Below are 664 nucleotides of genomic sequence, written 5' to 3'. Positions count from 1 at the left end.
CTCGTCTCCGGTGACTTCAACGGGGACCGCCGCAGCGACCTCGCGATGATGTACCGCTTCGGCGATGGCTCGATCAAGATGTTCACTGGCCTCGCTGACGGCGCCGGCCACATCCAGCCCTTCACTTCCAGCACCACGATCCCCGCGAGCGCAGGCTGGGACTGGAACGCGATCCAGCTTCCGTAGCATGTGGCGTCCCCTCGTTCGCGGTGGTACCGGAGGCCACCCCTCGGCAAGCCGAGGGGTGGCCTCCTCATCGGTGTGTCAGTGTGCCCACTAGACGACCTTCACGCCGGTCTCAGCCGCCCAGCCACCCCAGGACATGCCGGGGGCATTGCAGGAGACGTTGAAGCTGCCGTCGCCCTTGGACATCGCGACRGGCAGGCAGKTCCAGTCCGGGCCGCCGGTGAGGGCGAGGTCGGTCTTGCCGTCACCGTTGAGGTCACCGGACATGACCTTGACGTTCGGCGTGGCGGCCCAGCCACCCCAGTCCATGCCGGGGGCATTGCAGGAGACGTTGAAGCTGCCGTCGCCCTTGGACATCGCGACGGGCAGGCAGTTCCAGTCCGGGCCGCCGGTGAGGGCGAGGTCGGTCTTGCCGTCACCGTTGAGGTCACCGGACATGACCTTGACGTTCGGCGTGGCGGCCCAGCCACCCCAGTCC

Annotated in this window: 1 protein-coding gene and 1 pseudogene; one reads left to right on the top strand and one right to left on the bottom strand. The window is 67.7% G+C overall.

What is annotated here, in order from left to right:
- Positions 1-186, top strand: a pseudogene (locus tag AB4039_RS42335) (hypothetical protein); the annotation flags it as partial.
- 90 nt (positions 187-276) lie between these two features.
- Here the strand turns inward: AB4039_RS42335 and AB4039_RS42330 are convergent.
- Positions 277-664: FG-GAP repeat domain-containing protein (locus AB4039_RS42330; RefSeq protein WP_442273323.1), on the bottom strand; the 388-nt coding region annotated here is incomplete at its 5' end.

The organism is Streptomyces sp. M-16, from assembly GCF_052114405.1.
Taxonomy (GTDB): Bacteria; Actinomycetota; Actinomycetes; order Streptomycetales; family Streptomycetaceae; genus Streptomyces.
Note: the sequence above shows the minus strand (reverse complement) of the source record. Positions and strands in the feature narration are given on the sequence as shown.